A 25062-nucleotide genomic window follows, 5' to 3' on the forward strand; every position below is an offset into this window, starting at 1 on the left:
CCGGCTGCGTTTGGCGAAGAGGGGTGGACTATTTATTATCTGGAGGAACGCGGTTCTGAAAGGCGGATTGTGTACGCTGTTTTTTATTTGCCAAATAATATCTTGCTGAGTGACAGCGCTTAAAATAATTGGCTGTGACGAGGTGCAGCAATAATTAACGGTTTGTGCGCTTAAGTTATCAATTCATGCGGCTAAATATTTTTACAGGGATATAAAAAAGGGAGGCGATAATGCCTCCCGCTGTCGATTATTTAATCCCGTCGGCTTTCATGCGATCGCGAATATGCTGGGCGCGCGCTTCGGAGGCCGGGTGATCGTCAAACATAGAGCTCTGACGACCGGCTTCCAGCTTGGCCAGTTTTTCGAAGCTGGTGGCCAGTCCCGACGGATTGATGCCGCGCTTACGCAACAGGTCATAAGAGTAGTCATCCGCTTCCGATTCCTGACGCTGGGAGAACTGCGAGTTCACCAGTTTTTCGCCTAAATCGCCCAGCTGCGACTGCGACAGGCTGCCGACGATGCCGCCGGCGGAGGCCGCCGCCGCACGCACGGCGTTGGTCCCCAGCGCGACCTGCATGCCTTTCTTCACGTGGCCCAGCGCAACGTGACCCATTTCGTGGCCGATAACCGCTTCAACTTCATTATCGTTCATCAGGTCCATCAGCCCGCTGTAAACGCGGATGCAGCCGTTCGCCATCGCGAAGGCGTTCACATCCTTGGTCTCATAGACCTTGTAGTTCACTGGCTGGCCATTGATGTTATCGCCCAGCGCGGTCGCGATTTTGCTCAAACGCTGGCTGTATTCACTGCTGGCCGGGGCGATTTTTGCTTTGGCGTCCATCTCTTTACAGGCCTGGTCGCTTAAGGTTTTCACCTGCGCGTCGCTGAGGGAGTACGCCTGGAAGGCTTCGGCGCCTGAGCTGAGCAGACCATTGGAGTCCATGTTCTGACATCCGGTGAGGGTTGCTGCGATCCCAAGAGCAAGTACGGTTGAGCGAATTTTCATTTTTTTATCTTCCACAATCTTATGGTTGTTTATCCGACAATACGGCGACGGCAGGGAACCGTATTCTGCGTAAATTATAAAGAGTATCGCAGGATGCGGGCGAGCGGATTCCGGGGTAGCACAACCTGTTCCAGAGATTTCTTAAAGGGCAAAAGGATGCTCCATGTACATGACTTGTCGCTTGGGTTACATTGTTCACACTTTTTTCCGGCGTAGCCCAAAACGCGCTCTCGTCAAGTCGTTAAGGGCATGGCCTTCAACAGTCCGAACTGGAGTCAAAATGTCCTCACGTAAAGAGCTTGCTAACGCTATTCGTGCGCTGAGCATGGACGCTGTACAGAAAGCCAAATCCGGCCACCCGGGGGCCCCGATGGGTATGGCTGACATTGCCGAAGTGCTGTGGCGTGATTTCCTGAACCATAACCCGAACAATCCGGCCTGGGCTGACCGTGACCGTTTTGTGTTGTCAAATGGCCATGGTTCGATGCTGATTTACAGCCTGCTGCACCTCACTGGCTACGATCTGCCGATTGAAGAGCTGAAAAACTTCCGCCAGCTGCACTCCAAAACCCCGGGTCACCCGGAAGTCGGCTACACCGCGGGCGTGGAAACCACCACCGGTCCGCTGGGCCAGGGTATCGCTAACGCGGTCGGGATGGCTATTGCCGAGAAAACTCTGGCGGCGCAGTTCAACCGTCCGGGCCACGACATCGTCGACCACTTCACCTACGCCTTCATGGGCGACGGCTGCATGATGGAAGGCATCTCTCACGAAGTGTGCTCCCTGGCCGGTACTCTGAAACTGGGTAAACTGGTGGCCTTCTATGATGACAACGGCATCTCCATCGACGGCCACGTTGAAGGCTGGTTCACCGACGATACCGCGAAACGCTTTGAAGCCTACGGCTGGCACGTGGTGCGCGGCGTTGACGGTCACGACGCTGACGCCATCAAACGCGCAGTAGAAGAAGCGCGTGCGGTCACCGACAAACCGTCCCTGCTGATGTGCAAAACCATCATTGGTTTCGGTTCGCCGAACAAAGCCGGTACCCACGACTCCCACGGCGCACCGCTGGGCGACGCAGAAATCGCCCTGACCCGCGAAGCGCTGGGCTGGAAACACGCGCCGTTTGACATCCCGTCTGACATCTATGCCCAGTGGGATGCCAAAGAAGCCGGCCAGGCGAAAGAAGCGGCGTGGAATGAGAAGTTTGCTGCCTACGCGAAAGCCTTCCCGCAGGAAGCGGCCGAATTCACCCGTCGTATGAAAGGTGAGATGCCGTCTGACTTCGACGCCAAAGCTAACGAGTTCATCGCGAAGCTGCAGGCTAACCCGGCGAAAATCGCCAGCCGTAAAGCGTCGCAGAATGCTATCGAAGCCTTCGGCCCGCTGCTGCCGGAATTCCTCGGCGGCTCCGCTGACCTGGCGCCGTCCAACCTGACCCTGTGGTCTGGTTCTAAGCCGATCAACGAAGACACCGCGGGTAACTACATTCATTACGGCGTGCGTGAATTCGGTATGACCGCTATCGCCAACGGTATCGCGCTGCACGGCGGTTTCCTGCCGTACACCTCCACCTTCCTGATGTTCGTGGAATACGCGCGTAATGCGGTACGTATGGCCGCGCTGATGAAACAGCGTCAGGTGATGGTCTACACCCACGACTCCATCGGTCTGGGTGAAGACGGCCCGACTCACCAGCCGGTAGAGCAGGTGGCTTCCCTGCGCGTGACGCCGAACATGTCCACCTGGCGTCCGTGTGACCAGGTTGAATCCGCGATTGCGTGGAAATATGGCGTAGAGCGTCAGGACGGCCCGACCGCGCTGATCCTCTCCCGTCAGAACCTGGCGCAGCAGGAGCGTACCGCAGAGCAGCTGGCAAACGTCGCTCGCGGCGGTTACGTGCTGAAAGATTGTGCCGGCCAGCCGGAGCTGATCTTCATCGCCACCGGTTCCGAAGTGGAGCTGGCAGTGGCCGCGTGGGACAAACTGACCGCCGAAGGCGTGAAGGCGCGCGTGGTCTCCATGCCGTCCACCGACGCGTTCGACAAGCAGGATGCCGCTTATCGCGAATCCGTACTGCCGAAAGCCGTTTCTGCCCGCGTCGCGGTAGAAGCCGGTATCGCTGACTACTGGTTCAAATACGTTGGCCTGAACGGCGCTATCGTTGGCATGACCACCTTCGGTGAGTCTGCGCCGGCTGAGCAGCTGTTCGAAGAGTTCGGCTTCACCGTCGACAACGTGGTCGCTAAAGCGAAAGCGCTGCTGTAATGGCTGGTACGGTGCGGGCTGATGCCCTCACCCCAACCCTCTCCCACAGGAGAGGGTGCAAACACCAAAAACGGTAACCCCTGGGTTACCGTTTTGCTGTTACCTCGCCACCCGGCTTTTTGTATGCACTATTCTTCGAACATGTAAGCACCCTGTGAATTATTCCAAAAGAAATGTGACACAAGTCATATAGCTGGTTTATTGCGCTGGACAAACATTCCTTTTATTCCTTGTTTCGCTTATTCTAGCTGAAGCGTTTCAGTCGTTTAAATGTTCGACAATTAATCAATCAGTCGCAGTTTGCAGCTGGTAAGGTTCCCCTCAGAGCGTTGCTGGATTACTCTGTCAGCCACCTCAAAAAAGGGTCAGCCTTGCAGGAGATCTATGACCATTCGCATCGCGATTAATGGCTTCGGTCGTATTGGACGCAACGTGGTTCGTGCGCTATATGAGTCCGGGCGTCGTGCGGAAATCACCGTGGTGGCAATCAATGAGCTGGCGGATGCGGCAGGGATCGCGCATTTGTTGAAATATGATACCAGCCATGGCCGCTTCGCCTGGGATGTCCGTCAGGAGCGCGAACAGCTGTTTGTTGGCGATGATGCCATCCGCCTGCTACACGAGCCGACCATTGCGGCGCTGCCGTGGCGCGAGCTGGCGGTAGACGTGGTGCTCGACTGCACCGGCGTATACGGGAGTCGTGAACACGGCGAAGCCCATCTGCAGGCTGGCGCGAAGAAAGTGCTCTTCTCCCATCCTGGCGGCAACGATCTCGACGCGACGGTGGTCTATGGCGTCAATCAGGATGAGCTCCGCGCCGAGCACCGCATTGTCTCCAACGCCTCCTGCACCACCAACTGCATTATTCCGATCATTAAACTGTTAGATGATGCCTATGGCATTGAGTCCGGCACCGTCACCACCATTCATTCGGCGATGCATGACCAGCAGGTGATTGACGCCTACCATCCGGATCTGCGGCGTACCCGCGCGGCCAGCCAGTCGATTATTCCGGTGGATACCAAACTGGCGGCAGGGATCACCCGTATTTTCCCGCAGTTTAATGACCGTTTTGAAGCGATTGCCGTGCGGGTGCCGACGATAAACGTGACGGCAATTGACCTGAGCGTGACGGTGAAAAAACCGGTAAAAGCATGTGAAGTCAACCAGTTGCTGCAAAAAGCAGCACAAGGTGCATTTCATGGTATAGTTGACTATACGGAATTACCGTTGGTCTCGACAGATTTTAACCACGATCCGCACAGTGCTATTGTTGATGGCACGCAAACCCGGGTCAGTGGCGCGCATCTGATCAAAACGCTGGTCTGGTGCGATAACGAATGGGGCTTTGCTAACCGAATGCTCGACACGACGTTAGCGATGGCGGCTATTGGTTTCAGGTTCGACGCATAAACGTCGACAAAACTTTATGAATCAACGAGAGGATTCACCATGTCTGTAATTAAGATGACCGATCTGGATCTGGCTGGTAAACGCGTTTTTATCCGTGCGGATCTGAACGTACCAGTTAAAGACGGGAAAGTAACCAGCGACGCACGTATCCGTGCATCTCTGCCGACCATTGAACTGGCGCTGAAGCAGGGCGCGAAAGTCATGGTTACTTCTCACCTGGGTCGTCCGACCGAAGGCGAGTACAACGAAGAATTCTCTCTGCTGCCGGTTGTTAATTACCTGAAAGACAAACTGTCCAACCCGGTACGTCTGGTTAAAGACTACCTGGATGGCGTGGAAGTGGCTGCCGGTGAGCTGGTGGTTCTGGAAAACGTTCGCTTCAACAAAGGCGAGAAAAAAGACGACGAAGCGCTGTCCAAAAAATACGCCGCGCTGTGCGACGTGTTCGTGATGGATGCTTTCGGTACTGCGCACCGCGCGCAGGCTTCCACCCACGGCATCGGCAAATTTGCTGACGTGGCGTGCGCAGGCCCGCTGCTGGCCGCTGAACTGGACGCGCTGGGTAAAGCGCTGAAAGAGCCGGCTCGTCCGATGGTCGCTATCGTGGGTGGTTCTAAAGTGTCCACCAAACTGACCGTGCTGGATTCCCTGTCTAAAATCGCTGACCAGCTGATCGTCGGCGGCGGTATCGCCAACACCTTCGTTGCTGCCCAGGGCCACAACGTCGGTAAATCCCTGTACGAAGCAGACCTGGTTGATGAAGCTAAGCGCCTGCTGAGCACCTGTGATATCCCGGTTCCGACTGACGTTCGCGTCGCGACCGAGTTCTCCGAAACCGCAACGGCAACCCTGAAATCTGTTAACGACATCAAAGATGACGAGCAGATTCTGGACCTTGGCGACGTTTCCGCACAGAAACTGGCCGACATCCTGAAAAACGCCAAAACCATCCTGTGGAACGGCCCGGTTGGCGTATTCGAATTCCCGAACTTCCGTAAAGGGACTGAAATCGTGGCTAACGCTATCGCGGACAGCGAAGGTTTCTCCATCGCCGGCGGCGGTGACACCCTGGCAGCGATCGACCTGTTCGGCATCGCTGACAAAATCTCCTACATCTCCACTGGCGGCGGCGCATTCCTTGAATTCGTCGAAGGCAAAGTCCTGCCGGCAGTAGCGATGCTCGAAGAGCGCGCTAAGCAGTAATTCAGTTCAGGCGGGGAAACCCGCCTGTTTTTCAGCGCGCTTAAGGGCTCGCGAACCTTCTTCAACGGTCGAAGATACAGATACAGGACTAAGTAACATGTCTAAAATTTTTGATTTCGTAAAACCGGGCGTCATCACTGGCGACGACGTTCAGAAAGTGTTCCAGGTAGCGAAAGAAAACAACTTTGCACTGCCGGCGGTAAACTGCGTAGGTACTGACTCCATCAACGCCGTTCTGGAAGCTGCTGCGAAAGTTCGCTCTCCGGTTATCGTTCAGTTCTCTAACGGCGGCGCCGCGTTCATCGCAGGTAAAGGCGTGAAAACTGACGTTCCTCAGGGTGCTGCTATCCTCGGCGCTATCTCTGGCGCGCACCACGTGCACCAGATGGCTGAGCACTACGGCGTGCCGGTTATCCTGCACACTGACCACTGCGCGAAGAAACTGCTGCCGTGGATCGACGGTCTGCTGGACGCCGGTGAAAAACACTTCGCTGCTACCGGTAAACCGCTGTTCTCTTCTCACATGATCGACCTGTCTGAAGAGTCCCTGCACGAAAACATCGAAATCTGCTCTAAATACCTGGCGCGCATGGCCAAAATGGACATGACCCTGGAAATCGAACTGGGTTGCACCGGTGGCGAAGAAGACGGCGTGGACAACAGCCACATGGACGCTTCCGCCCTGTACACTCAGCCGGAAGACGTGGATTACGCCTACACCGAGCTGAGCAAAATCAGCCCGCGCTTCACCATTGCCGCTTCCTTCGGTAACGTACACGGCGTGTACAAACCGGGTAACGTGGTTCTGACTCCGACCATCCTGCGCGACTCTCAGGAATATGTTTCCAAGAAACACAACCTGCCGCACAACAGCCTGAACTTCGTCTTCCACGGCGGTTCCGGTTCTTCCGCTCAGGAAATCAAAGACTCCGTCAGCTACGGCGTAGTGAAAATGAACATCGATACCGACACCCAATGGGCGACCTGGGACGGTATCCTGCAGTACTACAAAACTAACGAAGCTTACCTGCAGGGCCAGCTGGGTAACCCGAAAGGCGAAGACCAGCCGAACAAGAAATACTACGATCCGCGCGTATGGCTGCGTGCTGCACAGACTTCCATGGTGACCCGTCTGGAGCAGGCATTTAAAGAGCTGAACGCGATCGACGTTCTGTAAGAAAAATCTGTTTCTTACCCTGAAGCCCGCAGCAATGCGGGCTTTTTTATTACTTTAACAACAGGATAGCGTGCAGGAAAACTGTGATCCATTTGGCAAAACGTGCACTTATTGTTTACCCTATAACCTGACTGCCCTGTTGCAGGCTGAGTTATTTACTTCCCCGTTCGGGGATTCATAAGGAATGTTAAATGGAAGATTTGAACGTTGTCGATAGCATCAACAACGCCGGGACGTGGCTGGCACGCAACCAGGAGCTGCTGCTGAGCTATGCCGTCAACATCGTGGCGGCGATCGTTATCCTGGTCATCGGGATGATCGTGGCACGCATCGTCTCTAACACCGTCAACCGCCTGATGCTGGCGCGTAAGATTGATGCCACCGTTGCTGATTTTCTCTCGGCGCTGGTGCGTTACGCGGTTATCGCCTTCACCCTGATTGCCGCCCTGGGCCGGGTAGGCGTGCAGACCGCCTCGGTCATTGCTGTGCTGGGTGCCGCCGGTTTGGCGGTGGGTTTAGCACTGCAGGGATCGCTGTCGAACCTTGCCGCAGGCGTACTACTGGTGATGTTCCGCCCGTTCCGCGCGGGTGAATATGTCGATCTCGGCGGTATCGCCGGCACCGTGCAGAACGTGCAGATTTTCTCCACCACCCTGCGTACCGCAGACGGCAAAATCGTGGTGGTGCCGAATGGCAAAATCATCGCCGGCAACATCATTAACTTCTCCCGCGAACCGGCGCGCCGCAATGAGTTTATCATTGGCGTATCCTACGATGCCGATATCGACAAGGTGAAGCAGCTGCTGACCTCGATTATCGAATCTGACGATCGTATTCTGCGCGATCGCGAAATGACCGTACGCCTGAACGAACTTGGCGCCTCATCGGTGAACTTCGTGGTTCGCGTGTGGAGCAAAAGCAGCGATCTGCAAAACGTCTACTGGGACGTGCTGGAGCGTATTAAGCGTGATTTCGACGCTAACGGCATCAGTTTCCCGTATCCGCAGATGGATGTTCATGTGGTACAACTGCCGGAAAAAGCAGAGTAAATCATCACTGACAGAGTCAGGCCGGCCATGCCGGCCTTTTTTAATGGCTCACTATTAGCTTAGCTTATTAATGATTAATACTTTCAATTTCCGCTAATAATCCATTCGCGTTATAGTCACCGCCACTCTCGAACACAGCGGAAAAATCCTTATGTTTACCTATTACTTTCAGGGCCTTGCCCTGGGAGCGGCAATGATTTTGCCGCTTGGCCCGCAAAATGCTTTTGTGATGAATCAGGGGATCCGTCGTCAGTATCACCTGATGATTGCCCTGCTGTGCGCGGTCAGCGACTTGCTGTTGATCTGCGCCGGTATTTTTGGCGGTAGTGCGCTGCTGATGCAATCCCCATGGCTGCTGGCGATAGTGACCTGGGGCGGCGTGGCCTTTTTGTTGTGGTATGGCTTCGGCGCACTGAAAACGGCGTTCAGTCAGAATCTTGAGCTCGCCAGCGCCGAGGTGATGCAGCAGGGGCGCTGGAAAATCATTATAACTATGCTGGCGGTCACCTGGCTGAACCCGCATGTTTACCTGGATACCTTTGTGGTGCTGGGCAGCCTGGGAGGGCAGCTGGCGGTGGAGCCGAAGCGCTGGTTTGCGCTGGGGACCATTAGCGCCTCTTTCCTGTGGTTCTTTGGCCTGGCGCTGTTAGCCGCCTGGCTGGCGCCGCGGCTGCGTACCGCCAAAGCCCAGCGGATCATCAATATTGTGGTCGGCGCCGTCATGTGGTTTATTGCGTTTCAGCTGGCAAAAGAGGGCGTCGGCCATATCCTGGCGTTGCTCAACTAAGCGTTGTCCGATGGACTTTCCTGCTGTACGCGCTAAGCTTGCTGGCATGCGTCCCGTAAGGGCGATTTAAGTAACATGGAGAAACGACAGTGAAGTTAAAAGTCTTAGCCCTGGCGGCAGCACTCGGATTTAGCACAATGGCGGCACAGGCAAACGAATTGCCAGACGGTCCGCACATTGTGACTTCAGGCACAGCAAGCGTTGCCGCGGTTCCGGATATTGCCACCCTGGCGATCGAAGTGAACGTCGCGGCGAAAGATGCCGCATCGGCGAAAAAGCAGGCAGACGATCGCGTCGCGCAGTATCTCTCTTTTCTTGAAAAGAGTGGTATCGCGAAAAAAGACATTAGCTCTGCGAATCTGCGTACCCAGCCTGATTATGACTATCAGAACGGGAAAAGCATTCTCAAAGGCTATCGGGCGGTGCGCACCGTGGAAGTGACGTTGCGCCAGCTGGATAAACTTAACGGCCTGCTGGACGGCGCGCTGAAGGCGGGACTGAACGAAATCCGCTCCGTTTCGCTGGGCGTTGCGCAACCGGATGCCTACAAGGATAAGGCGCGTAAAGCGGCGATCGATGACGCGGTGCATCAGGCACAGGAGCTGGCGGCTGGCTTCCACAGCAAGCTGGGGCCGGTCTACAGCGTGCGCTACCACGTCTCCAACTATCAGCCGAGCCCGATGGTGCGTATGATGAAGGCCGCTGACGCTGCGCCGGTTTCAGCCCAGGAAACCTACGAGCAGGCGACTATCCAGTTTGACGACCAGGTTGACGTGGTCTTTGAGCTGCAGCCAGCTCAGGCCGCCGCGCCAGCCGCGCCGGCGAAACCGGCGGAAGAGCCGAAACCAGCGCAGTAAGCGATAGAAACAAAAAAGCCACTTCCGGGAAGTGGCTTTTTTTATGCCGGGGATTTAATCCTGACGCAGCACTTTGTGGCCGTAATCAATAAGCGCATCGGTCACCCGGCGCATCATGCGGCTTTCCGGCGCAAAGCGGTGCCAGTACAGCATACGACGCTGGAACAGACCGGGCGTGAGGTCAATAAGCTCGCCGCTTTTCAGCTCTTTTTCGATTTGCAGATGCGGGATCATACAGCAGGTAGTGCCCTGGCGCGCCAGCTGCACGAAGGCTTCTGATGAGTTAACGATGTGGCAGGGGACGCTACCCGGCGGCAGGTCGAAGTTTTGCTGCAGGAACGCCTGATGCATATCGTCCAGATGATCAAAGGCGACGACCGGCGCTTTCAGCAGCGCAGAACGCGTCACGCCGTTCGGGAAATAGCGTTGCGCAAACTCTTTTGAGGCGACAAACAGGTAATCGAGCGCGCCGAGCTGATCCACCAGACAGCTTGGCAGCGCCTGCGGCTGGATACTCACTGCGCCCACCACTTCCCCACGGCGCAAGCGCTCCTGGGTGCGGGTTTCATCTTCCACCTGCAGGTTAAGACGAATAGGGGAGTCTGACAGAACATTGGCCAGCGCCGGCAGCAGCCAGGTGGCCAGACTGTCGGCGTTCACCGCCAGCGACAACAGCAGCGGCGTGGAGCCGGTCTGCTCGTCGCCCAGCCACTCTTCTTCCAGCAGTTCAACCTGGCGTAACAGGGCCAGCAGCTTTTGCCCCTGCTCGGTGGGGCGTGGCGGCACGGTGCGCACCAGCAGCGGCTGACCGAACATATTTTCCAGCTGCTTAATACGCTGTGAGACGGCGGACTGGGTAATACATAGCTTCTGCGCGGCGCGCTCAAATCCTCGTTCCCTAATCACCGCATCCAGCGCTTGTAGTGTCCTGTAGTCCGGTCGTTTCATTATTCTGGCGTGCCCCCATAACTAATCGTTATCTCGCACTATGACATAAATTTTTATTTGATACAGACGAAATTGGTCTGCTCAGTTGTGTGATCTGCATCGCAGGGACATTTCCACTGTCGATGTTCTATAATGCGCCACAGGCATTCACATCTCGGACCATAATTATGACGCAGGATGAACTGAAAAAAGCAGTAGGTTGGGCGGCGCTGCAATACGTACAGCCAGGGACCATTGTCGGCGTAGGTACCGGCTCGACGGCGGCCCATTTTATTGACGCGCTGGGCACGATGAAGGGGCAGATTGAAGGCGCGGTCTCCAGCTCCGATGCCTCTACCGAAAAGCTCAAAAGCCTCGGGATCCCCGTCTTCGATCTCAACAGCGTCGATCGCCTGGGGATCTATGTTGATGGCGCGGATGAGATCAACGGCCATATGCAAATGATCAAAGGCGGCGGCGCGGCGCTGACCCGCGAGAAGATTATCGCTTCGGTCGCCGATAAATTTATCTGCATCGCCGATGCCTCCAAGCAGGTTGATATTCTCGGCGCATTCCCGCTGCCGGTTGAAGTCATTCCGATGGCGCGCAGCGCCGTCGCGCGTCAACTGGTCAAGCTGGGCGGTCGTCCGGAGTACCGTCAGGGCGTGGTGACCGATAACGGCAACGTCATCCTGGACGTGCATGGCCTGGAAATTCTTGATGCTGTCGCGCTGGAGAATGCCATCAACGGCATCCCTGGCGTCGTGACCGTAGGGCTGTTCGCCAACCGCGGGGCCGACGTGGCACTGATCGGTACGGCCGATGGCGTGAAAACCATCGTAAAATAGTCTGTCCGCAGGGAGCCAGTCGGCTCCCTCGCAAATATTTTTTCACCTGGTGCAATTTGGTGACTTCTGTCACATTTATGCAACCATTCTGATTAACACGCTACCATTAATCTTCTTTCTGGTGTTTTGTCCTGTCATTTCCCTCTGGATGACATTTCTTCAGGACGGCGACGCAAACGTTCATATTGCCGCGATAGTTTTTTTTGATATGTTGCTGAGACGAACTTTCGTTCAGCACGACATCAGTTAAGACAAAACAGGACGGGGAAATGGCTAAGGTATCACTGGAAAAAGACAAGATTAAATTTCTGCTGGTTGAAGGTGTGCATCAAAAGGCAATCGATAGCCTTCGCGCAGCAGGTTACACCAACATTGAATTTCATAAAGGCGCGCTGGACTCCGAACAGCTGAAAGCGTCGATCCGTGATGCCCATTTCATCGGCCTGCGTTCCCGTACCCATCTGACTGAAGAGATTTTCGCCGCGGCGGAAAAACTGGTTGCCGTGGGTTGCTTCTGCATCGGTACCAACCAGGTCGATCTGAACGCCGCCGCGAAGCGCGGTATTCCGGTGTTTAACGCGCCATTCTCGAATACCCGTTCGGTGGCCGAGCTGGTCATCGGTGAGCTGCTGCTGCTGCTGCGCGGCGTGCCGGAAGCCAACGCCAAGGCGCACCGCGGCGTATGGAATAAGCTGGCGGTCGGCAGCTTTGAAGCGCGCGGCAAGAAACTGGGGATTATCGGTTACGGCCATATCGGTACCCAGCTCGGCATTCTGGCGGAATCGCTGGGGATGCATGTCTTCTTCTATGATATTGAAAATAAACTGCCGCTCGGCAACGCCACCCAGGTTCAGCATCTCTCCGACCTGCTGAACATGAGCGATGTGGTCAGCCTGCACGTGCCGGAAAACGCCTCCACCAAAAACATGATGGGTGCGGAAGAGCTGGCGCTGATGAAGCCGGGCGCGCTGCTGATCAACGCCTCCCGCGGTACCGTGGTGGATATTCCGGCGCTATGCGATGCGCTGGCGAGTAAGCATCTGGCCGGGGCGGCTATCGACGTCTTCCCGACAGAACCCGCCACCAACAGCGACCCCTTCACTTCGCCGCTGTGCGAGTTTGATAACGTGATCCTGACTCCGCATATCGGCGGTTCGACCCAGGAAGCGCAGGAGAACATCGGTCTGGAAGTGGCTGGCAAGCTGGCGAAGTACTCTGACAACGGGTCAACCCTGTCGGCAGTTAACTTCCCGGAAGTTTCTCTGCCGCTGCACGGCGGCCGCCGTCTGCTGCATATCCATGAGAACCGGCCGGGCGTCCTGACCGCCATCAACCAGATCTTCGCCGCGCAGAGCATCAACATTGCCGCGCAGTATCTGCAAACGTCGCCGCAGATGGGCTACGTGGTTATTGATATTGAAGCGGAAGAAGATGTTGCCCAGCAGGCGCTGCAGGCAATGAAAGCGATCCCGGGGACTATCCGCGCCCGTCTGCTGTTCTAATCATTTTTGCCTCTCGGGCAGGTCGCGTACCTGCCCGTTTTTTTCCCGCCCAACGCCCTCTGAGTGAAATTATCTTCCCCTGTCACATACCTTTGCGAGGCTCGCCGCAAACGGTAATTAAAGCGGGGAGGGCCCGTTGTGCCTGTTAGAAACGGACTTACGATAGGGGCGCAGCATGGGGCTGAAACGGGAAAGCCCTCACCGAGGCGAGGGCTAACAGGAGAAGGGTTATGATGAAGCTCGTCATCATACTGATTGTGCTGTTACTAGTAAGTTTCGCAGCTTATTAACAGTCAGTCAGGGGGAGGAGCAATCCTCCCTTACCCTTAACCTCTAAATTAGGTCAAGAATTCAGCAAAGTCAATCACCCGCCGCCTCACCAACTCCAGGTTTTTCCCGGGGTGATCACCGCCGGCAGCGGGATATCCCACTCTTCGCTTGGCAGGCTATCCACCTGCTGGCAGTCGTGCGCGTAGCCTACCGGCTGCAGGCGATACTGCTGCCAGTTTTGCAGCGTACGGTCGTAAAAACCGCCGCCCATTCCCAGCCGTTGGCCACTGACATCGAAGGCCACCAGCGGGGTCACCAGCACATCGAGTTCAGCGAGCGGCAGCACGTCCCGCACATCGAGCTTCGGTTCGCGGATTTTCAGGCGATTCACTATCAGTTGGCTCTGAGGATGGTAGTGTAAAAACAACAGGTTTCCGGGGCTAAACGGATGCAGCACCGGGAGATACACCCGCTTGCCGGCGCGCCAGAGCTGGTCGATCAGCGGCTGGGTGTCCAGCTCGCCGTCAAAGGAGAGGAACAGCGCCACGGTATGAGCGAGTATGACCGGCGGCCAGGCCATCATCCGCTCCGCGGCCTGTTGGGCAAACAGGCGCTGTTGCTCCGGGCTGAGCGCGCGGCGACGCTCGCGGATCTGCTGGCGAATATGCTGTCTGGAGAGCGGGATATCAGGCTGTAGGGTCATACAGGTCTCATTACGAGCAAGCGAAACAGTACGAGGAAGTGTAATACAGGGCGGCAGCAGCCGAAAACAGGAGTGTTGGGATAATGCGAACTAAAGAAGGGAATCTCCGAGATGCCGCCGCAGGCTGTAACCCTTGAACCCTTGGTTCAAGGTGAATGTGTCGTCACAGTTTTAAGGCTTCTCGGACGAACCGAGCATGCTCACCAACCGTGGAGCGCCACATTCTTGTGGTATGAAATATCGGCTCAGGGGACTGGCCCGCTTGCAAACATCTCAGAGAAATTTTGTTCTGGAATTACTCTAACACAGTTAACTGCAAAGTGTTATTCAAACTTTGACCCTGGTCTTTCGCTTATGCGACCTTGCTCAAGCAATGCCTGTTCAATGGTCTGCTGAAGCATCCGAATGCGCTGCTCCATGCTCGAAGCGTAGTCGCGGGTCTTCGCTTTTTCCTGAGTCAACTCATAGCTGATGTTCAACGCGGCGATGAAGACCAGCTGCTCAGTATTTGTGACTCTAGTGCGTTCTTTTAAATCTTGCAACCGCTGATTAAGGTCTTCAGCTGCCTGATTCAGGGCATCCCTTTGTTCAGGCGGGCAATTCACTCGCAGTGAACGGCCGAAAATTTGGAGATCTACGGGTTGTGCAGACATGCCACCTTCCTGCTGATTGACTGCGCTGCCTTCACATCCGAGCCTGGGTCTGCGAAGGGGCGACACTATAGCTACCCTGGTGCAGGGATACAAGCCCTTTTCTGGTTCACCAGGGTCCAAAGTGGTAGCATATCATGAATATTCCTCCCAACGATGACGAATGCGCATGTCTATACAGAACGAAATGCCTGGTTACAACGATGTAGACCAGTTACTGAACCAACAAGGGGTCGGCCTCACCCCAGCCGAAATGCACGGTTTGATCAGCGGATTGCTGTGCGGCGGCAACACGGACAGCAGCTGGCTGCCGCTGGTGCACGACCTGACCAACGAAGGGCTCGCCTTTGGTCATGAACTGGCCCAGGCGCTGCGTAACATGCATTCCGCCATCAGCGATTCACTGGATGACGACGGTTTCCTCTTTCAACTGTATCTGCCGGAAGGCGATGCGGTAAGCGTCTTCGACCGCGCCGACGCTCTCGCCGGTTGGGTCAACCATTTCCTGCTCGGCCTTGGCGTCAGCCAACCGAAGCTGGATAAAGTGAAAGACGAGACCGGGGAAGCGATTGACGATCTGCGTAATATTGCCCAGCTGGGCTACGATGAAGACGAAGATCAGGAAGAGCTGGAGATGTCTCTGGAGGAGATTATCGAGTATGTCCGCGTTGCCGCACTGCTGTGCCACGACACTTTTTCTCGTCAGCAGCCAACCGCACCGGAAGTCCGCAAACCGACATTACACTAACTAAAATTCGTTCAGGGGGCGTCATGACTCAGCAGGAATTTCTCTCGCGTCGCCAGGCGCTGCTGGCGCAGATGCAGCCAGGCAGCGCGGCGCTGATTTTCGCCGCACCGGAAGCGGTGCGTAGCGCAGATTCGGAATATCCCTACCGGCAGAACAGCGATTTTTGGTACTTCACCGGCTTCAACGAACCGGAAGCGCTGCTGGTGTTGATCAAAAGCGATGAAACGCACAACCATAGCGTGCTGTTTAACCGGGTTCGCGATCTGACCGCTGAGATCTGGTTCGGTCGCCGTCTGGGCCAGGATGCCGCGCCGGCGAAGCTCGGTGTGGATCGTGCGCTGGCGTTTAGCGAAATCAACCAGCAGCTGTATCAGCTGCTCAACGGCCTGGATGCTATCTACTTCGCCCAGGGTGAATATGCCTATGCCGATGAGATTGTGTTTAACGCCCTCGAAAAACTGCGCAAAGGCTCTCGCCAGAATCTGCAGGCGCCGAACTCGGTCATCGACTGGCGGCCCATCGTGCATGAGATGCGCCTGTTTAAATCTGCGGAAGAGCTGGCAGTGATGCGCCGCGCCGGCGAAATTTCCGCCCTTGCCCATACCCGGGCGATGGAAAAATGTCGCCCTGGCATGTTCGAGTATCAGCTGGAAGGCGAAATTCTCCATGAATTCAACCGCCACGGCGCGCGTTTCCCGTCCTATAACACCATCGTTGGCGGCGGCGAAAACGGCTGCATTCTGCACTATACCGAAAACGAATCCGAGCTGCGCGATGGCGATTTAGTGCTGATTGACGCCGGCTGCGAATACCGCGGCTATGCGGGCGATATCACCCGCACCTTCCCGGTTAACGGTAAATTCAGCAAACCGCAGCGTGAAATCTACGACATCGTGCTGGAGTCGCTGGAAACCGCGCTGGAGCTTTATCGTCCGGGCACCTCCATTTATGAAGTTAATCAGGAAGTGGTGCGCATTATGATTACCGGCCTGGTGCGGCTGGGGATCCTGAAAGGCGAGATTGACGAGCTCATCGCCAACAACGCCCACCGCCCGTACTTTATGCATGGCCTGAGCCACTGGTTGGGTCTGGATGTGCACGATGTCGGTAATTACGACACCGACCGTTCGCGGGTACTGGAACCGGGAATGGTGCTGACCGTCGAGCCGGGACTGTATATCGCCACCGATGCCGACGTGCCGGCCCAATATCGCGGCATCGGCATTCGTATTGAAGATGACATCGTCATTACCGAAGACGGCAACGAAAATCTCACCGCCAGCGTGGTGAAGAAGGCGGATGAGATCGAGGCGCTGATGGCGGCGGCGCGCCAGTCATGAGCGTGCTGATCGTCGGCGGCGGGATGACCGGGGCGACGCTCGCGCTGGCCATCTCCCGTTTGACCGGCGGCGCCCTGCCGGTCCATCTGATTGAGGCGCAGGATCCGCATTCGTCACGCCATCCCGGTTTTGACGATCGGGCAATTGCCCTGGCGGCCGGTACCTGCCAGCAGCTGGCGCGCATTGGTATCTGGCAGACCCTGGCTAAACGAGCGACGCCCATCCAGCGGGTCCACGTCAGCGACCGTGGTCACGCTGGTTTTGTGAACCTGGCGGCGGCCGATTACGGCTTGTCGGCGCTGGGGCAGGTAGTTGAACTCCACGATGTCGGCCAGCGGCTGTTTAGCCTGCTGCGCGAGGCGCCGGGCGTCACCCTGCACTGTCCGGCGAAAGTGGAAGCGGTCAGCCGCCGCGAGGAGAGCGTCAGCCTTACGCTTGAGGGCGGCGAAATCATCAACGGTAAGCTGCTGGTGGCGGCGGACGGTTCCCGTTCGTCGCTGGGCGCTCACTGCGGCATCAGCTGGCAGCAGCAGCCGTATGAGCAGATAGCGATCATTGCTAACGTTAGCACTGCGTTGCCGCACGAAGGCCGCGCCTTCGAGCGCTTTACCGAGCATGGTCCGCTGGCGATGCTGCCGATGTCGCAAGGGCGCTGTTCGCTGGTGTGGTGCCATCCGCAGTCGCGGCGCGACGAGGTACAGAGCTGGTCTGACGAACATTTTTGTCAGGCGTTACAGCAGGCATTCGGCTGGCGGCTGGGGCGTATTACCCATGCCGGTAAGCGCAGCGTCTATCCGTTAGCCTTAACCACCGCCACCCGTGCGGTGTCGCATCGCCTGGCGCTGGTCGGTAATGCGGCGCAGACGCTGCATCCGATCGCCGGGCAGGGCTTTAACCTCGGCCTGCGCGACGTGATGAGCCTGGCGGAGATGCTTGCCGATGCGCATGTGGCCCGCGACGATGTGGGCGATTATTCCCTACTGTGCCGCTACCAGGCACGGCGGGCAGGTGATAAAGCCGCCACTATCGGTGTCACCGATGGGCTGGTGCATCTGTTTGCCAACCGTTGGGCGCCGCTGGTGGCGGGGCGCAACGTCGGTCTGATGGCCATGGACTTATTTACCCCGGCGCGCGATGCGCTGGCGCAGCGTACCCTCGGTTGGGTTCCCCGTTAAGGAGTAAAACGTGCAAAGTGTTGATGTTGCCATTGTTGGCGGTGGAATGGTGGGACTGGCGGTAGCCTGCGGTTTACAGGGCAGCGGCCTGCGCGTCGCGGTGCTGGAGAAAGCAGCGCCGCAGCCTCTGGCCGCCGATGCGCCGCCGGCGCTGCGCGTTTCGGCGATCAATGCCGCCAGCGAAAAGTTGCTGACTAAGCTGGATGTCTGGCGCGAGATCGTCGCCCAGCGCGCCAGCTGCTATCACGGTATGGAAGTGTGGGACAAAGACAGCTTCGGCCGCATTAGCTTCGATGACCAGAGCATGGGCTTTAGCCATCTGGGCCATATTATTGAAAATGCCGTGGTGCATCACGCATTGTGGCAGAAAGCGCAGCGCTGCGCTGACGTCACCCTGCTGGCGCCTGCGGAACTACAGCAGGTGGCGTGGGGTGAAAACGAAGCCTTTCTCAGCCTGCAGGACGGCAGCATGTTGACCGCGAGGTTGGTGGTGGGCGCTGATGGCGCGAATTCATGGCTGCGTAATAAGGCCGATATTCCGCTGACCTTCTGGGATTACCACCATCATGCGCTGGTGGCGACGATTCGCACCGCTGAGCCGCATCAGGCGGTGGCACGCCAGGCGTTCCATGGCGAGGGTATTCTGGCCTTCCTGCCGCTCAGCGATCCGCACCTGTGCTCGATCGTCTGGTCGCTGTCGCCAGCGGAAGCGAAGCGGATGCAGGAGGCTGATGAAGCCACTTTCAACCAGGCGCTGAATATCGCCTTCGATAATTGCCTCGGCCTCTGCCAGCTGGCAAGCGAACGTGAAGTTTTCCCGCTGACCGGCCGCTATGCCCGTCAGTTTGCCGCCCACCGCCTGGCGCTGGTCGGCGATGCCGCGCATACCATCCACCCGCTGGCCGGGCAGGGGGTGAACCTTGGCTTTATGGACGCCGCCGAGCTTATCGACGAGTTGAGGCGCCTGCATGCGCAGGGGAAAGATATCGGCCAGCATTTGTACCTGCGCCGCTATGAGCGCAGCCGCAAACACAGCGCCGCGCTGATGCTGGCGGGTATGCAGGGATTCCGCGAAATGTTCTCCGGCAGCCATCCGGCGAAGAAATTCCTCCGCGACATGGGGCTCAAACTGGCCGATTCGCTGCCTGGCGTAAAACCGCAGCTGATTCGTCAGGCGATGGGCCTCAACGATCTCCCCGCCTGGTTACGTTAACCCCGTCACACTTCTTTTACCCGGCCTGCGTGCCGGGTTTTCTCCCTCATTTGAAATATTCTAATTTCACCTCTTTTTTCGCATTAGTTTTATTAATGCGCTCTTTTTTTTGTTAAAGAAATTAGGCCCGTAAAATCGCATAAAACACCATCATTACCTTATCGATGAAAGCTTGATGTTAATTTTATGTGGCATAAATCGCTTTTTTCCAGTCAATAACTCTGTAGGCTTTTCGGCGGATTTTAGTCATAAGCTAATGTGATGCCCTGAATGAGCTTATGGTTTAGCGCCGGGTTCGGTGGTAAGTTCAGGCAAAAGAGAACGTTTGCGTCGGCGTCCGTCAGCGGTGCCGTCGCCGAATTTCGTGGCGCAAAATCGCCGACAATCTCGTGGCTGGTTCCGTTTTATTCGATGAGGAAAAGATGGCTCAACAGACTCCGTTGTATGAACAACACACGCTATGCGGCGCTCGCATGGTGGATTTCCATGGCTGGATGATGCCGCTGCATTACGGATCCCAGATTGATGAGCACCATGCGGTGCGCGGCGATGCAGGGATGTTCGATGTGTCGCATATGACCATCGTCGATTTCCACGGCAGCCGGATCCGCGAGTTCTTGCGCTATTTGCTGGCCAACGATGTGGCGAAGCTGACCACCCCAGGCAAAGCGCTCTACACGGGAATGCTTACCGCCTCCGCCGGCGTCATCGATGACCTGATTGTCTATTTCCTTTCTGAAGATTATTTCCGCCTCGTTGTTAACTCCGCCACCCGCGAAAAAGACCTCGCCTGGATCTCCGAGCAAGCTGAACCTTACGGCCTTGAAATTACCGTTCGCGACGATCTGTCGCTGATCGCGGTGCAGGGCCCCCAGGCGAAAGCGAAGGCGGCGACGCTGTTTACTGATGCGCAGCGTCAGGCCGTGGAAGGCATGAAGCCGTTCTTTGGCGTGCAGTCCGGCGACCTGTTTATCGCCACCACCGGTTATACCGGCGAAGCGGGCTATGAAATTGCGATGCCGAACGAGCAGGCCGCTGATTTCTGGCGCGGTTTGCTGGACGCTGGCGTTAAGCCGTGCGGTCTCGGCGCGCGTGACACCCTACGCCTGGAGGCCGGGATGAACCTGTATGGCCAGGAGATGGACGAAGGCGTCTCCCCGCTGGCGGCGAACATGGGCTGGACTATCGCCTGGGAGCCCGCCGATCGTAACTTTATCGGTCGCGAAGCGCTGGAGATGCAGCGCGAAAAAGGCACCGACCAACTGGTTGGCCTGGTGATGACCGAGAAAGGCGTCCTGCGCGGCGGCCTGCCGGTCCGTTTTACCGATAGCGACGGTAATCAAAAAGAAGGCATTATCACCAGCGGCACCTTCTCGCCGACCCTGGGCTACAGCATCGCGCTGGCGCGCGTGCCGGCCGGGATTGGCGACACCGCGGTGGTGCAAATTCGTAACCGTGAAATGCCGGTAAAAGTGACTAAACCTGGTTTTGTACGCAATGGCAAAGCCATTGTGTGATTTCCCTTTTTTGGAGATGAATTGATGAGCAACGTACCAGCAGAACTGAAATACAGCAAAGAACACGAATGGCTGCGTAAAGAAGCAGACGGCACCTATACCGTCGGGATCACCGAGCATGCGCAGGAGCTGCTGGGCGACATGGTTTTCGTTGACCTGCCGGAAGTGGGCGCCACCGTTGAAGCGGGCGCTGATTGCGCCGTTGCCGAATCCGTGAAAGCGGCTTCCGATATCTACGCGCCGATTAGCGGTGAAATCGTTGCCGTCAACGAAGAGCTGAACGACTCTCCGGAACTGGTCAACAGCGACCCGTATAGCGACGGGTGGATCTTCAAAATTAAAGCCAGCGACGAAGCGCAGGTTGCCGCGCTGCTGGATGCGACCGCTTATGAAGCTCTGTTAGAAGACGAATAAATACGCTTCATCCTTCACGCTGCAGGGGCGTTGGCTTCCTGGCTCCCCCGGTCACTTACTTTTGTAAGCTCCCGGGGAGTCGCTGTGTCGCCGCCTTCCTGCAACGCGAATGATTTTGCGTATTCTGGCCCGGTAAGCATCAGCGCTTGCCGGGCAAACCAGTCAGACAATCACGATTCACCGCACGTTTCAGGAACCATCGCTCATGACTCAGACTTTAAGTCAGCTTGAAAACCGCGACGCCTTTATTGAACGTCACATTGGCCCGGACGCTCAGCAGCAGCAAGAGATGCTGAAGACCGTCGGCGCGGATTCGCTTAACGCCCTGATTGGCCAGATTGTGCCGCAGGATATCCAGCTGGCGACCCCACCGCAGGTGGGCGACGCGACTACCGAATTCGCCGCGCTGGCGGAGCTGAAGGCGATTGCCGGTCGCAACAAGCGCTTCAAGTCTTACATCGGCATGGGCTATACCGCCGTGCAGCTGCCGCCGGTCATTCAGCGCAACATGCTGGAAAACCCGGGCTGGTACACCGCCTATACCCCTTACCAGCCGGAAGTCTCCCAGGGCCGTCTGGAGTCGCTGCTCAACTTCCAACAGGTCACGCTGGATCTGACCGGGCTGGATATCGCTTCCGCTTCGCTGCTTGATGAAGCCACCGCCGCCGCTGAAGCGATGGCGATGGCCAAACGCGTCAGTAAACTGAAGAACGCCAACCGTTTCTTCGTTGCCGCCGACGTCCATCCGCAAACCCTGGACGTGGTGCGCACCCGTGCGGAAACTTTCGGCTTCGACGTGATCGTCGATGACGCCGACAAAGTGCTCGATCACCAGGATGTCTTTGGCGTGCTGCTGCAGCAGGTGGGCACCACCGGTGAAATCCACGATTACAGCAAACTGATCGCCGAGCTGAAAGCGCGCAAAGTGATTGTCAGCATCGCCGCCGACTTTATGGCGCTGGTGCTGCTGACGGCGCCGGGCAAGCAGGGCGCGGATATTGTCTTCGGTTCCGCCCAACGTTTCGGCGTGCCGATGGGCTACGGCGGCCCGCACGCGGCCTTCTTCGCGGCGAAAGATGAATTCAAACGCTCCATGCCGGGCCGGATTATCGGCGTATCGAAAGATGCGGCGGGTAATACCGCGCTGCGCATGGCGATGCAGACTCGCGAGCAGCATATCCGCCGCGAGAAAGCGAACTCCAACATTTGTACCTCGCAGGTTCTGCTGGCCAACATCGCCAGCCTCTACGCGGTATTCCACGGCCCGGCGGGCCTGAAACGTATCGCTGGCCGCATTCATCGCCTGACCGATATTCTGGCCGACGGCCTGCAGAAGAAAGGGCTGAAGCTGCGTCATGCGCACTACTTCGATACCCTGTGCGTCGAAGTGGCGGATAAAGCTGCGGTGCTGGCGCGTGCCGAAGCGCTGCAGATTAACCTGCGTAGCGATATTCACGGCGCGGTTGGCATTACGCTCGATGAAGCGACCACCCGCGAAGATGTGCTGAACCTGTTCCGCGCCATCGTCGGCGACGATCACGGTCTGGATATCGATACCCTGGATAAAGACGTGGCGCTGGATAGCCGTTCGATCCCGGCGGCGATGCTGCGCGACGATGCGATCCTCACCCATCCGGTGTTTAACCGCTACCATAGCGAAACCGAGATGATGCGCTACATGCATGCGCTGGAGCGTAAAGATCTGGCGCTGAACCAGGCGATGATCCCGCTGGGCTCCTGCACCATGAAACTGAACGCCGCGGCGGAGATGATCCCGATCACCTGGCCGGAATTTGCCGAGCTGCACCCGTTCTGTCCGGTCGAGCAGGCGGAAGGTTATCATCAGATGATCGCCCAGCTTTCTGACTGGCTGGTGAAACTGACCGGCTATGACGCCGTCTGTATGCAGCCGAACTCCGGCGCGCAGGGCGAGTATGCTGGCCTGCTGGCGATTCGCCACTATCACGAAAGCCGCAACGAAGGCCATCGCGATATCTGCCTGATCCCAAGCTCCGCGCACGGCACCAACCCGGCTTCCGCGCAGATGGCGGGTATGCAGGTCGTGGTCGTTGCCTGCGACAAAAACGGCAACATCGATCTTGCCGACCTGCGTGAAAAAGCAGAGCAGGCAGGGGCGAATCTCTCCTGCATCATGGTCACCTATCCGTCAACCCACGGCGTGTATGAAGAGACCATCCGTGAAGTGTGCGAGATCGTGCACCAGTTCGGCGGCCAGGTTTATCTCGATGGCGCCAACATGAACGCCCAGGTCGGGATCACTTCTCCGGGCTTTATCGGCGCCGACGTTTCGCACCTCAACCTGCATAAAACCTTCTGCATTCCGCACGGCGGCGGCGGTCCGGGTATGGGCCCTATCGGTGTGAAAGCGCACCTGGCGCCGTTTGTACCGGGCCACAGCGTGGTACAGATTGAAGGTATGCTGACCCGTCAGGGCGCGGTTTCCGCCGCGCCGTTCGGCAGCGCTTCCATTCTGCCGATCAGCTGGATGTATATCCGCATGATGGGCGCGGAAGGCCTGAAGCAGGCGAGCCAGAACGCGATCCTTAACGCCAACTATATCGCTACCCGGCTGAAAGAGGCTTACCCGGTGCTCTATACCGGCCGCGATGGTCGCGTGGCGCACGAATGTATTCTCGATATTCGTCCGCTGAAAGAAGAGACCGGCATTAGCGAGCTGGATATTGCTAAACGCCTGATCGACTTTGGTTTCCATGCGCCGACCATGTCCTTCCCGGTTGCCGGGACGCTGATGGTTGAGCCGACAGAATCGGAAAGCAAGGTAGAGCTGGACCGCTTTATTGACGCCATGCTGGCGATCCGCGCGGAAATCGACCGCGTCAAAGCCGGTGAATGGCCGCTGGAAGACAACCCGCTGGTGAACGCGCCGCACACCCAGGGTGAGCTGGTGAGCGAGTGGAACCATCCGTACAGCCGCGAGCTGGCGGTATTCCCGGCTGGGTTGCACAACAAGTACTGGCCGACGGTGAAACGTCTGGATGATGTCTACGGCGACCGCAACCTGTTCTGCTCCTGCGTGCCGATGAGCGAATACCAGTAAGTGGTGAATTAGCTAAACTTTTAAAGGCGCTGCGGCGCCTTTATTTTTTGGAGGGAAGGTATGGCGATAGCTCTGATTAGCGGCGCGAGCCGCGGCATAGGCCGGGCGACGGCGCTGCTGCTGGCGCAGGAAGGGTATACCGTCGCGGTTAATTATCATCACAACATTAACGCCGCCACCGAAGTGGTCAATACCATTGTTGAATCTGGCGGCAAAGCCACGGCGCTGCGGGCGGATATCAGCGATGAAGCGCAGGTGATGGCGATGTTTGAGGCGGTTGACCGCATGGGCGAACCGTTGACGGCATTGGTCAACAATGCCGGGATCCTGTTTACCCAATGTACGGTGGAGAGCCTGAGCGCTGAGCGTATTAACCGCGTGCTGGCCACCAACGTCACCGGCTACTTCCTCTGTTGTCGTGAGGCGGTAAAGCGCATGGCGCATCGGCATGGCGGCAAGGGCGGGGCGATAGTTAACGTGTCGTCGGCGGCCTCGCGCCTTGGCGCGCCGGGCGAGTACGTTGACTATGCCGCGTCGAAAGGGGCGGTAGATACCCTGACCACCGGGCTGGCGCTGGAAGTGGCGGCGCAAGGGATCCGGGTGAACGGCGTGCGTCCGGGGCTGATTTATACCGAGATGCACGCCTCCGGCGGTGAACCGGGACGCGTGGACCGGGTAAAAAATTCGCTGCCGATGCAGCGCGGCGGCCAGCCGGAAGAGGTCGCTCAGGCCATTGCCTGGCTGCTGAGCGACAAAGCGTCGTATGTGACGGGCAGTTTTCTTGAACTGGCGGGCGGGAAATAACCCGTAGATGTCTATTGCCCGGCGGCGCTGCGCTTGCCGGGCCTACAGGGTAACCTTCCCGGATGGCGGCTACGCCTTATCCGGGCTACCCAACGATGCGTACCCGTA

At 57.2% G+C, this 25062-nt stretch carries 22 protein-coding genes and 1 other RNA gene; 18 read left to right on the forward strand and 5 right to left on the reverse strand.

The genetic code is table 11. The features are described from left to right. Positions 1-247: 247 nt before the first annotated feature. Positions 248-1006 carry a metalloprotease LoiP gene (gene loiP / locus AS136_RS01455; RefSeq protein ID WP_012540572.1) on the reverse strand — a complete coding sequence of 253 codons (759 nt, stop codon included), beginning with the start codon at positions 1004-1006 and terminating at the stop codon, positions 248-250. 280 nt (positions 1007-1286) lie between these two features. Here loiP and tkt point away from each other — a divergent pair, with 280 nt between their 5' ends. The 7 genes from tkt (at position 1287) to AS136_RS01490 (ending at position 9764) form a co-directional block, all read left to right on the forward strand. Further along, positions 1287-3278 (forward strand): transketolase, encoded by a 1992-nt coding sequence (gene tkt, locus AS136_RS01460; RefSeq protein ID WP_023323261.1) that lies wholly within the window; start codon positions 1287-1289, stop codon positions 3276-3278. 384 nt (positions 3279-3662) lie between these two features. Then, positions 3663-4691, forward strand: coding sequence for an erythrose-4-phosphate dehydrogenase (gene epd / locus AS136_RS01465; RefSeq protein WP_004205289.1), 1029 nt, complete (start codon positions 3663-3665; stop codon positions 4689-4691). Between the two features lie 39 nt (positions 4692-4730). Then, entirely contained in the window at positions 4731-5894 is a 1164-nt protein-coding gene (pgk, locus tag AS136_RS01470) for a phosphoglycerate kinase (protein ID WP_008806453.1), read from the forward strand. Between the two features lie 97 nt (positions 5895-5991). Then, positions 5992-7071: a class II fructose-bisphosphate aldolase gene (gene fbaA, locus AS136_RS01475; RefSeq protein WP_008806452.1), complete on the forward strand. Its 1080-nt coding sequence runs from the start codon at positions 5992-5994 to the stop codon at positions 7069-7071. A 191-nt stretch (positions 7072-7262) separates the two neighbouring features. Beyond that, positions 7263-8120, forward strand: a complete 858-nt coding sequence (locus AS136_RS01480) for a small-conductance mechanosensitive channel MscS (RefSeq protein WP_012967232.1) — start codon at positions 7263-7265, stop codon at positions 8118-8120. A gap of 151 nt (positions 8121-8271) precedes the next feature. Continuing rightward, positions 8272-8907: an arginine exporter ArgO gene (gene argO / locus AS136_RS01485; protein WP_008806450.1), complete on the forward strand. Its 636-nt coding sequence runs from the start codon at positions 8272-8274 to the stop codon at positions 8905-8907. 89 nt (positions 8908-8996) lie between these two features. Further along, positions 8997-9764, forward strand: coding sequence for an oxidative stress defense protein (locus tag AS136_RS01490; protein WP_012967233.1), 768 nt, complete (start codon positions 8997-8999; stop codon positions 9762-9764). A 54-nt stretch (positions 9765-9818) separates the two neighbouring features. Here AS136_RS01490 and argP read toward each other — a convergent pair whose 3' ends face one another. Beyond that, on the reverse strand, positions 9819-10712 hold the full coding sequence (argP, locus tag AS136_RS01495; RefSeq protein WP_008806448.1) for a DNA-binding transcriptional regulator ArgP: 894 nt from the start codon (positions 10710-10712) through the stop codon (positions 9819-9821). 167 nt (positions 10713-10879) lie between these two features. Here argP and rpiA point away from each other — a divergent pair, with 167 nt between their 5' ends. The 3 genes from rpiA to AS136_RS28070 all read left to right on the forward strand — a co-directional run bounded on the left by rpiA (position 10880) and on the right by AS136_RS28070 (position 13331). Continuing rightward, positions 10880-11539 carry a ribose-5-phosphate isomerase RpiA gene (gene rpiA / locus AS136_RS01500; protein WP_008806447.1) on the forward strand — a complete coding sequence of 220 codons (660 nt, stop codon included), beginning with the start codon at positions 10880-10882 and terminating at the stop codon, positions 11537-11539. 269 nt (positions 11540-11808) lie between these two features. Further along, a complete protein-coding gene (gene serA, locus AS136_RS01505) occupies positions 11809-13041 on the forward strand; it encodes a phosphoglycerate dehydrogenase (protein WP_008806446.1) in 1233 nt (410 codons plus the stop codon). Positions 13042-13271: 230 nt separating this feature from the next. After that, the gene (locus AS136_RS28070) at positions 13272-13331 is read left to right on the forward strand and encodes a type I toxin-antitoxin system Ibs family toxin (RefSeq protein WP_001387081.1); all 60 of its coding nucleotides are present in this window, start codon (positions 13272-13274) and stop codon (positions 13329-13331) included. An 86-nt stretch (positions 13332-13417) separates the two neighbouring features. Here the strand turns inward: AS136_RS28070 and AS136_RS01510 are convergent, their stop codons facing one another. From AS136_RS01510 to zapA, 3 genes are all read right to left on the reverse strand, one after another. Further along, positions 13418-14014 (reverse strand): 5-formyltetrahydrofolate cyclo-ligase, encoded by a 597-nt coding sequence (locus AS136_RS01510; protein WP_023323260.1) that lies wholly within the window; start codon positions 14012-14014, stop codon positions 13418-13420. Between the two features lie 99 nt (positions 14015-14113). Continuing rightward, positions 14114-14297: non-coding RNA, 6S RNA (gene ssrS / locus AS136_RS01515), on the reverse strand. 40 nt (positions 14298-14337) lie between these two features. Then, positions 14338-14667 (reverse strand): cell division protein ZapA, encoded by a 330-nt coding sequence (gene zapA / locus AS136_RS01520; protein ID WP_004205298.1) that lies wholly within the window; start codon positions 14665-14667, stop codon positions 14338-14340. Positions 14668-14833: 166 nt separating this feature from the next. On the opposite strand from zapA, the gene AS136_RS01525 reads away from it, so the two are divergent. The 8 genes from AS136_RS01525 (at position 14834) to AS136_RS01560 (ending at position 24954) form a co-directional block, all read left to right on the forward strand. Then, positions 14834-15412 carry a YecA/YgfB family protein gene (locus AS136_RS01525; protein ID WP_008806444.1) on the forward strand — a complete coding sequence of 193 codons (579 nt, stop codon included), beginning with the start codon at positions 14834-14836 and terminating at the stop codon, positions 15410-15412. A 23-nt stretch (positions 15413-15435) separates the two neighbouring features. Next, positions 15436-16752, forward strand: a complete 1317-nt coding sequence (gene pepP, locus AS136_RS01530; protein ID WP_008806443.1) for a Xaa-Pro aminopeptidase — start codon at positions 15436-15438, stop codon at positions 16750-16752. After that, complete coding sequence (gene ubiH / locus AS136_RS01535; protein WP_008806442.1) at positions 16749-17927, forward strand: 2-octaprenyl-6-methoxyphenyl hydroxylase; 1179 nt, start codon at positions 16749-16751, stop codon at positions 17925-17927. The genes pepP and ubiH overlap by 4 nt, the downstream gene beginning before the upstream one ends. A 10-nt stretch (positions 17928-17937) precedes the next feature. Next, positions 17938-19140: an FAD-dependent 2-octaprenylphenol hydroxylase gene (ubiI, locus tag AS136_RS01540; protein ID WP_012540581.1), complete on the forward strand. Its 1203-nt coding sequence runs from the start codon at positions 17938-17940 to the stop codon at positions 19138-19140. A 422-nt stretch (positions 19141-19562) separates the two neighbouring features. Further along, a complete protein-coding gene (gene gcvT, locus AS136_RS01545) occupies positions 19563-20657 on the forward strand; it encodes a glycine cleavage system aminomethyltransferase GcvT (RefSeq protein WP_023323259.1) in 1095 nt (364 codons plus the stop codon). Positions 20658-20681: 24 nt separating this feature from the next. After that, the gene (gene gcvH / locus AS136_RS01550; protein WP_008806439.1) at positions 20682-21071 is read left to right on the forward strand and encodes a glycine cleavage system protein GcvH; all 390 of its coding nucleotides are present in this window, start codon (positions 20682-20684) and stop codon (positions 21069-21071) included. A 205-nt stretch (positions 21072-21276) separates the two neighbouring features. Beyond that, positions 21277-24150, forward strand: a complete 2874-nt coding sequence (gcvP, locus tag AS136_RS01555) for an aminomethyl-transferring glycine dehydrogenase (protein WP_023323258.1) — start codon at positions 21277-21279, stop codon at positions 24148-24150. Positions 24151-24210: 60 nt separating this feature from the next. Continuing rightward, on the forward strand, positions 24211-24954 hold the full coding sequence (locus tag AS136_RS01560; RefSeq protein ID WP_008806437.1) for an SDR family oxidoreductase: 744 nt from the start codon (positions 24211-24213) through the stop codon (positions 24952-24954). Positions 24955-25062: the final 108 nt, after the last annotated feature.

Source organism: Klebsiella sp. D5A, assembly GCF_001620885.1.
GTDB lineage: Bacteria > Pseudomonadota > Gammaproteobacteria > Enterobacterales > Enterobacteriaceae > Klebsiella > Klebsiella variicola.

Excerpts from the sequence above, each read along its gene's own strand:
- loiP (WP_012540572.1), bottom strand. The coding sequence starts at position 1,006 with ATGAAAATTCGCTCAACCGTACTTGCTCTTGGGATCGCAGCAACCCTC.
- tkt (WP_023323261.1), top strand. The coding sequence starts at position 1,287 with ATGTCCTCACGTAAAGAGCTTGCTAACGCTATTCGTGCGCTGAGCATG.
- epd (WP_004205289.1), top strand. The coding sequence starts at position 3,663 with ATGACCATTCGCATCGCGATTAATGGCTTCGGTCGTATTGGACGCAAC.
- pgk (WP_008806453.1), top strand. The coding sequence starts at position 4,731 with ATGTCTGTAATTAAGATGACCGATCTGGATCTGGCTGGTAAACGCGTT.
- fbaA (WP_008806452.1), top strand. The coding sequence starts at position 5,992 with ATGTCTAAAATTTTTGATTTCGTAAAACCGGGCGTCATCACTGGCGAC.
- AS136_RS01480 (WP_012967232.1), top strand. The coding sequence starts at position 7,263 with ATGGAAGATTTGAACGTTGTCGATAGCATCAACAACGCCGGGACGTGG.
- argO (WP_008806450.1), top strand. The coding sequence starts at position 8,272 with ATGTTTACCTATTACTTTCAGGGCCTTGCCCTGGGAGCGGCAATGATT.
- argP (WP_008806448.1), bottom strand. The coding sequence starts at position 10,712 with ATGAAACGACCGGACTACAGGACACTACAAGCGCTGGATGCGGTGATT.
- rpiA (WP_008806447.1), top strand. The coding sequence starts at position 10,880 with ATGACGCAGGATGAACTGAAAAAAGCAGTAGGTTGGGCGGCGCTGCAA.
- serA (WP_008806446.1), top strand. The coding sequence starts at position 11,809 with ATGGCTAAGGTATCACTGGAAAAAGACAAGATTAAATTTCTGCTGGTT.
- AS136_RS01510 (WP_023323260.1), bottom strand. The coding sequence starts at position 14,014 with ATGACCCTACAGCCTGATATCCCGCTCTCCAGACAGCATATTCGCCAG.
- zapA (WP_004205298.1), bottom strand. The coding sequence starts at position 14,667 with ATGTCTGCACAACCCGTAGATCTCCAAATTTTCGGCCGTTCACTGCGA.
- AS136_RS01525 (WP_008806444.1), top strand. The coding sequence starts at position 14,834 with ATGTCTATACAGAACGAAATGCCTGGTTACAACGATGTAGACCAGTTA.
- pepP (WP_008806443.1), top strand. The coding sequence starts at position 15,436 with ATGACTCAGCAGGAATTTCTCTCGCGTCGCCAGGCGCTGCTGGCGCAG.
- ubiH (WP_008806442.1), top strand. The coding sequence starts at position 16,749 with ATGAGCGTGCTGATCGTCGGCGGCGGGATGACCGGGGCGACGCTCGCG.
- gcvT (WP_023323259.1), top strand. The coding sequence starts at position 19,563 with ATGGCTCAACAGACTCCGTTGTATGAACAACACACGCTATGCGGCGCT.
- gcvH (WP_008806439.1), top strand. The coding sequence starts at position 20,682 with ATGAGCAACGTACCAGCAGAACTGAAATACAGCAAAGAACACGAATGG.
- gcvP (WP_023323258.1), top strand. The coding sequence starts at position 21,277 with ATGACTCAGACTTTAAGTCAGCTTGAAAACCGCGACGCCTTTATTGAA.
- AS136_RS01560 (WP_008806437.1), top strand. The coding sequence starts at position 24,211 with ATGGCGATAGCTCTGATTAGCGGCGCGAGCCGCGGCATAGGCCGGGCG.